Source organism: Cupriavidus sp. HPC(L), assembly GCF_000307735.3.
Lineage (GTDB): Bacteria > Pseudomonadota > Gammaproteobacteria > Burkholderiales > Burkholderiaceae > Cupriavidus.
The window spans coordinates 1-6,031 of record NZ_AMPR02000183.1 but is presented as its reverse complement, the minus strand read 5'-3'; the positions used below and the strand labels follow the sequence as shown (position 1 = coordinate 6,031).

The following is a 6,031-nucleotide window of genomic DNA, read 5'->3' as shown; positions in this document are numbered from 1 at the left end:
CAGGCCGCACACCGCCTCGATCTCGGCCGGCGTGGTGCCGGTGGCCTCGGCCAGCTCGCGCACGATCTGCAGGCGCAGGCCGCCTGCCGGCATCGCCTTGAGCAGCGGCTTGGCCTCGTATTGCGCACGCGCACGGCCCTCGGGCTGCCGCAGATCCTGCTCCTCGGTCACGCATTGCAGCAGGAAGCGCGACAGCGGCATCGCATCGCGCACCTGCGCGGCAAAGGCCTCGGTGCCTTCCTCGCGGACGTAGCTATCGGGGTCGTGCTCGGCGGGCAGGAACAGGAAGCGGATGGTCTTGTTGTCGGCGACATAGGGCAGGCACGCCTCCAGCGCGCGGCGCGCGGCACGGCGCCCGGCGGCATCGCCGTCGAACGAGAACACCACCGCGTCGGTCTGGCGCAGCAGCTTCTGCACATGCACGGGCGTGCAGGCGGTGCCCAGCGTGGCCACCGCATTGGCAAAGCCCAGTTGCGCCAGCGCCACCACGTCCATATAGCCTTCGACCACCAGCACATAGCCGGTTTCCCGGATCGCATGCCGCGCCTCGAACAGCCCGTACAGCTCCGTGCCCTTGCTGAACAGCGGCGTTTCGGGCGAGTTCAGGTACTTGGGCTCGCCCTGCCCCATCACGCGGCCGCCAAAGCCGATCACCTGCCCCTTGGTATTGCGGATCGGGAACATGATGCGGTCGCGAAAGCGGTCGTAGCGGCGCGGCTTGCCGTCGGCATCGCGCTTTTCGCTCTCGATCAGCAGGCCGGCCTCGATCAGCGGCCCCGCGATCGCGTCGTCGCGATAGCTGCCGAACACCGACTCCAGCCCCTGCCAGTCGTCCGGGGCATAGCCCAGCCCGAACTGCGCGGCAATCTCGCCGGTCAGGCCGCGGCCCTTCAGGTACTGGATCGCCCCTGGCGCTCCGCGCAGCTGGCGCCGATAGAACTCGCTGGCCCGCGTCATCGCGTCGGACAGCGCCAGCGACTTCGCCTGCTGTTCGGCACGCTGGGCCGGCGGCAACCGGTCGCGCTCCTCGGGCACCGACAGGCCGACCGACTGCGCCAGTTCGCGCACCGCGTCGGGATAGCTCTGCCCGGAATATTCCATCAGGAAGCCGATGGCCGACCCATGCGCGCCGCAGCCGAAGCAATGGTAGAACTGCTTGGCCGGCGACACTGTGAACGATGGTGACTTCTCGTTATGGAAGGGGCACAGCCCCATGAAGTTGGCGCCACCCTTCTTCAGCTGGACATACTTGCCCACCACATCGACGATGTCGACGCGGTTCAGCAGGTCCTGAATGAAGGATTGCGGAATCACCCGGTTGGCCGTCCTGACGACGCGGCCGCCGCAAACTTCGGGCGGCCCTTGTAGAAATGCAAGCCGGGCGGTGCCTCACCCGGCGAAGAGTGAAATTATTGTAGTGCGTCGATCGCAGCTTGCCAGAAATTTGTGACTGTATTGCCACTATGCGGCACCGCCGCAGGCGAACGCACTGGCGCTGGGCGCTATTTGGCGGTCAGTGCCGCCTTGACCTGGGCCGACACGGCGCTCATATCGGCGCGGCCCGCCAGCCGGCCCTTCAACAGGGCCATGACCTTGCCCATGTCCTGCGGACCCGCGGCGCCGCTCTCGGCCACCGCGTTGGCGACTTCGGCCGCCACTTCGTCGTCGGACAGCGCGGCCGGCATGTAGACCTGCAGCACCTCGAGTTCGGCGCTCTCCTTGTCGACGAGGTCGGTGCGGCCGGCCTGCTGGAACTGCGAGATCGAGTCCTTGCGCTGCTTGATCAGCTTCTCGACCACCACCAGCACGGCAGCGTCGTCCAGTTCCGTCCGCTCGTCGACTTCACGCTGCTTGATCGCCGCCAGCAGCAGCCGGATCGTGCCGAGCCGCTCAGACTCGCGCGCCCGCATGGCGGCCTTCATGTCATCGGTGATTCGTTGCTTGAGGGACATGGCAATCTTTCCAGGTGGACTCGTCAGCACAAAACGGCAACGAGCGAGGGCGGACAGGGAGGCGGAGCACCAACACAAAAACCCGCCGGAGCGAGGCCCACAGCGGGTCTGGATGCTGACGCGGAAAGGCGTTCAGCCGATCGACTGGTCGATCAGTACAGCTTCTTCGGCAGCATCTGGCTGCGAATGCGCTTGTAATGGCGCTTCACCGCCGCCGCCTTCTTGCGCTTCCGCTCTGCCGTCGGCTTTTCATAAAACTCGCGCGCCCGCAGTTCAGTAATCAAACCGTTCTTTTCGATGGTGCGCTTGAAGCGTCGCATCGCAACTTCAAACGGCTCGTTTTCTTTGAGGCGAATCGTGGTCATGTGCCAAAAGTGGAGTTAGCGGTTTTACGAAGACTTGGAGTCTAGCACGAAATTCGTCAAGCGTGCCGGTTTACGGCTCCGGTTTACCACTGAGATCCGGCCGCGTCTTCGGCGCCTCGGCGATGGTCCGCACGTTCTCCGCGACCGCCTTGCCAGCGGCCACACCAGACGCCCAAGCCCACTGGAAATTGTAGCCGCCGAGCCACCCGGTGACGTCGACCACCTCGCCGATGAAGTACAGATTCGGCACCGAGCGCGCCATCATCGTGCTGGACGACAGCGCTCGCGTGTCAACCCCACCGCGCGTGACCTCGGCCTTGCGGTAGCCCTCGGTGCCCGACGGCACCAGCTGCCAGCGGTTCAGCGCCTCGCCCAGCTTGCGCAGCGCCTTGTCCGGCAGATCGTGCGGCAACTTCGCGGCGTCGAGCCCGGCGGCGCGGCACCAGGCGTCGGCCAGGCGCGCCGGCATCCGGGCGGCCAGCAGGTTGCCCAGATGCTTGCGGGTGCCGTTCTTGGCCTCCAGCAGCCAGGCCGCGGCGTCCTCGCCCTCGAACAGGTCGATCGTGATCGGCGTGCCGGGGCGCCAATAGCTCGAGATCTGCAGCACCGCCGGGCCGGACAGCCCGCGGTGCGTCCACAGCAGGTCCTCGCGAAAGGCGCCGGCCTCCTTGCCCTTGCCGGTGGCGATATCGACCTCGCGGGACAGTCCCGCCAGCGGCGCGAACGGCTGCCAGGCGGCGCCGTCGAAGGTCAGCGGCACCAGTGCCGGGCGGGTCTCCACCACCGGCAGCCCGAACTGGCGAGCGATCCGGTAGCCGAAATCGGTGGCACCGATCTTGGGGATCGACAGCCCGCCGGTGGCGACCACGAGCGCGCCCGCCCGCACCGGACCATCGGGCGTCAGCAGCAGAAAGTCGTCGCCTTCGCGGCGAATCTCGGCGACGGCGCAGCCGGTGCGCCAATGAACCTGCCCCGCGCCGCACTCGGCCCGCAGCATCTCGATGACCTGCTCGGCGCTGTCGTTGCAGAACAGCTGGCCGCGATGCTTTTCGTGCCAGTCGATCTGATGGCGCCGCATCAGCGCGAGGAAATCCTGGGGCGTATAGCGCGCCAGCGCCGAGCGGCAGAAATGCGGATTGTCGGACAGGTAGTTGGCCGGCCCGGCGTGCAGATTGGTGAAATTGCAGCGCCCGCCGCCGGAGATGCGGATCTTCTCGGCGAGCCGCGTGGCATGGTCGATCAGCACGACGCGGGCGCCCTGCTGGCCCGCGACCGCGGCACACATCATGCCGGCCGCCCCGGCACCGAGCACCGCCACGTCGTAACGTCCGGCCCCGGAGGACGGCGAGGACGGCGACGACGGCGACGGGCGGCGCGATAATGGGCGCGCCGCTGGCTGCGCTGCTGAGTGCGACTCTGACATGACGATCCTGCTGGAGAATCGGCGATTGTAGCGAAAAGCGCGCAGCGGCCCGCTGTGCTACCCTCGCAGGCTTTGCGCCGCGGCCCTGGCGCTTCGCCTCCATCCGCACCACACCATGCTCGTTCTCGGCATCGAATCCTCCTGTGACGAAACCGGCCTGGCCCTCTACGACACCGAGGCCGGCCTGCTCGCGCACGCGCTGCACTCGCAGATCGCAATGCATCGGGACTACGGCGGCGTGGTACCCGAACTGGCCTCGCGCGACCATATCCGCCGCGTGCTGCCGCTGCTGCAACAGGTGCTGGACGAGGCCGGACGCCAGCGCGGCGAGATCGACGCGATCGCCTTCACGCAGGGGCCGGGACTGGCCGGCGCGCTGCTGGTCGGCGCCTCGGTGGCCAATGCGCTGGGATTCGCCCTCGATGTGCCGATGCTCGGCGTGCACCATCTGGAGGGCCATCTGCTGTCGCCGCTGCTGACGCCGAATCCGCCCGCCTTCCCCTTCGTCGCGCTGCTGGTATCGGGCGGCCACACGCAGCTGATGGAGGTGCGCGGCATCGGCGACTACGCGCTGCTCGGCGAGACGCTGGACGACGCGGCCGGCGAGGCCTTCGACAAGACCGCCAAGCTGCTGGGCCTGGGCTACCCCGGTGGCCCCGAAGTGTCGCGGCTGGCCGAGTTCGGGCTGCCCGGGGCGTATGAACTGCCGCGGCCGATGCTGCATTCGGGCAATCTCGACTTTTCGTTCGCCGGCCTGAAGACCGCGGTGCTGACGCAGGCGCGCAAGCTCGGCAACATCTGCGAGCAGGATCGCGCCAATCTGGCGCGCGCCTTTGTCGACGCGATCGTCGACGTGCTCGCGGCCAAGTCGATGGCGGCGCTGAAGTCAACCGGCCACAAGCGGCTGGTCGTCGCCGGCGGCGTCGGCGCCAATCGCCAGCTGCGCGAGCGGCTCGACGAACTGGCGGCCAGGCGGCGCGCGCAGGTCTTCTATCCGGACCTGGCCTTCTGCACCGACAACGGCGCGATGATCGCCTTCGCCGGCGCGATGCGGCTGCAGGCCGCGCCGCAACTGGCGCAGCGCGAGTACGGCTACGGCGTCACGCCGCGCTGGGACCTGGCGGATCTGCGGCTGCCGGCTGCGCAGTGATCCACGACTGATCCGGGCCCAATCCGCGCCCGATCCGCGCGCTGCATCAATGAAAAACGCCACCCGGTCGGGTGGCGTTGTCGTTTGCATCGCTCGCTCAGGCAGCCAGCTGGCTCAGCCGCTTGTCCCGCTCGATCACCGCATAGGCGCTGTGGTTGTGGATCGACTCGAAGTTCTCGGCCTCGAGCACGTAGGCCACGATGCGCTCATCGGCATTGAGCCGCATCGCGATATCGCGCACCAGGTCCTCGACGAACTTCGGATTCTCGTAGGCCCGCTCGGTCACGTACTTCTCGTCCGGACGCTTGAGCAAACCCCACAGTTCGCACGAGGCCTCTTCCTCGGCCATCCGCACCAACGCCTCGACCGGCAGGTCGGCCGCCAGCTCGACGCACATCGTGATGTGCGAGCGCTGGTTGTGCGCGCCGTACTGCGAGATCTTCTTCGAGCACGGGCACAGGCTGGTGACCGGCACCAGCGCCTTCAGCCAGACCCGGGTGACGCCATCGCGCGCTTCGCCGATCAGCGTGACCTCGTAGTCCATCAGCGAGGCGACGCCCGACACCGGTGCGACCTTGTTGATGAAATAGGGGAAGGTGACCTCGATACGGCCGGCCTGCGCCTCGAGCCGCTGCAGCATCTTGCCGAGCAGTTCGCGGAACGACGCCAGGTCGAGCGGCTCGCGCTCGTCCTCGAGCAGCGCAACGAAGCGCGACATGTGGGTGCCCTTCTGGTCGGCGGGCAGGTGCACGTCGAGGTTGAAGGTGCCGACGGTCGGATGCACGCCGCTGGGGGTACGCATCGTGAGCGGATAGCGCACGCCACGCACGCCGACACGCTGGATCGGAATCTGGCGCGTGTCGAGGCTCGATTGCACGTCGGGCATCACGAAGGCCGGATTGATGTCATTCATGACGGATTTCCTCGGTTTCCTTTACGGTCGCGGCATCTTCGCAGTCCACCTTGCCGCGCAACGAGTGTGAAACCACGGGCGCGCCGGAAAACACGGCGGCGCCAGCCCGCAGCTGCGAACACGAAAACCAGCGATTCTAAGGGAATTCGGGTGATGCCGCCCGCACCGGGCCGGCAGCCGCCGGTGCGGGGGGCGTGCGGACGACCGCTCAGGCGGCCTTGGTCGCCG

General features: G+C 67.6%; 6 protein-coding genes. 1 reads left to right on the top strand and 5 read right to left on the bottom strand.

Translation table 11 applies throughout. The features are described from left to right. The 4 genes from dnaG to B551_RS12080 all read right to left on the bottom strand — a co-directional run. A partial coding sequence (dnaG, locus tag B551_RS12095) for a DNA primase (protein WP_023264170.1) occupies window positions 1-1,314 on the bottom strand: 1,314 nt, incomplete at its 3' end. A 188-nt stretch (window positions 1,315-1,502) separates the two neighbouring features. Beyond that, window positions 1,503-1,952 (bottom strand): GatB/YqeY domain-containing protein, encoded by a 450-nt coding sequence (locus tag B551_RS12090; RefSeq protein WP_006576195.1) that lies wholly within the window; start codon window positions 1,950-1,952, stop codon window positions 1,503-1,505. A 152-nt stretch (window positions 1,953-2,104) separates the two neighbouring features. Continuing rightward, window positions 2,105-2,317 carry a 30S ribosomal protein S21 gene (gene rpsU, locus B551_RS12085; RefSeq protein WP_006576196.1) on the bottom strand — a complete coding sequence of 71 codons (213 nt, stop codon included), beginning with the start codon at window positions 2,315-2,317 and terminating at the stop codon, window positions 2,105-2,107. Between the two features lie 70 nt (window positions 2,318-2,387). Next, window positions 2,388-3,635, bottom strand: coding sequence for an NAD(P)/FAD-dependent oxidoreductase (locus B551_RS12080; protein ID WP_006576197.1), 1,248 nt, complete (start codon window positions 3,633-3,635; stop codon window positions 2,388-2,390). Between the two features lie 220 nt (window positions 3,636-3,855). Between B551_RS12080 and tsaD the strand changes: the two genes are divergently transcribed. Further along, entirely contained in the window at window positions 3,856-4,890 is a 1,035-nt protein-coding gene (gene tsaD / locus B551_RS12075; RefSeq protein WP_006576198.1) for a tRNA (adenosine(37)-N6)-threonylcarbamoyltransferase complex transferase subunit TsaD, read from the top strand. A gap of 97 nt (window positions 4,891-4,987) precedes the next feature. Here the strand turns inward: tsaD and folE2 are convergent, their stop codons facing one another. Beyond that, a complete protein-coding gene (gene folE2 / locus B551_RS12070; protein WP_006576199.1) occupies window positions 4,988-5,803 on the bottom strand; it encodes a GTP cyclohydrolase FolE2 in 816 nt (271 codons plus the stop codon). Between the last annotated feature and the right edge of the window lie 228 nt (window positions 5,804-6,031).